Origin of the sequence: Kitasatospora sp. MY 5-36 (genome assembly GCF_001182915.1) — a bacterium.
GTDB lineage: Bacteria > Actinomycetota > Actinomycetes > Streptomycetales > Streptomycetaceae > Kitasatospora.
This window is the reverse complement of record NZ_LFVW01001391.1, coordinates 1-662: the sequence shown is the minus strand read 5'-3', so window position 1 is coordinate 662 and position 662 is coordinate 1. Positions and strand designations below refer to the sequence as shown.

At 78.4% G+C, this 662-nt stretch carries 2 protein-coding genes; one reads left to right on the top strand and one right to left on the bottom strand.

The annotated features are described in order from the left end of the window. Positions 1-201, bottom strand: a 201-nt coding sequence (locus AE652_RS48905; RefSeq protein WP_234348743.1) for a hypothetical protein, incomplete at its 3' end; no start/stop codon positions are given. 279 nt (positions 202-480) lie between these two features. On the opposite strand from AE652_RS48905, the gene AE652_RS47705 reads away from it, so the two are divergent. After that, positions 481-662, top strand: a 182-nt coding sequence (locus AE652_RS47705; protein WP_049661709.1) for a hypothetical protein, incomplete at its 3' end; no start/stop codon positions are given.

The window sequence follows — 662 nt, the reverse complement described above, 5'->3', positions numbered from 1 at the left end:
CGGCAGGGACAGTCGGGACGGGGCCTCCGGCGCCGGACCGGCGGCGCGGACGGCGGGCGGGTGCGGCCGCACGGTCCGGTACGGGCCGCCGGTGAGCGCGGGCGGCCGGGTGGCCTGGCCCTCGGGCGCCGCGCACCTGCGGTCGGACCTGCGGAAGGGCCGGTGCCAGAGCCGTTCGGGGCGAGTGCGTGATGCCTTCATGCCGCCGACGCTACCGACGGTGCGCTTCCGTTCGGTTACGTGATCGTGAACGGGCGAATGCCCGGGTGCGCGGCCGGGCGGGGTGGGACAGGGCGGGCCCCCGCCCGGGACGGCGGCACGGGTGGCCGGGACGGCATCGGCGCAGGTCGCGACCGGTGCCTCAGGCGGGTGGGACAGCGGGCGGCCGACGGTGGATGGCGTTCCCCGGTGCTCCTGGTGAGCAGGAGGCCACGCCCCGTACGGCCACACCCGTACGTCCACGCACCGAAGGCCGTTTCCATGCGCGACACCCCGTCCGTCCCCACCACCGACACCACCGCCACCACCAGCACCATTGGCACCACCGAGACCGCCGCCACCACCGGCACCCCCGCCGTCCCGCGCGCCCGCCGGGCCCCGGTCGGCACCGCGCTCACCGGCCTGCTCGACCGGCAGGCGCAGACCCGGCCCGGCGCGCCGGC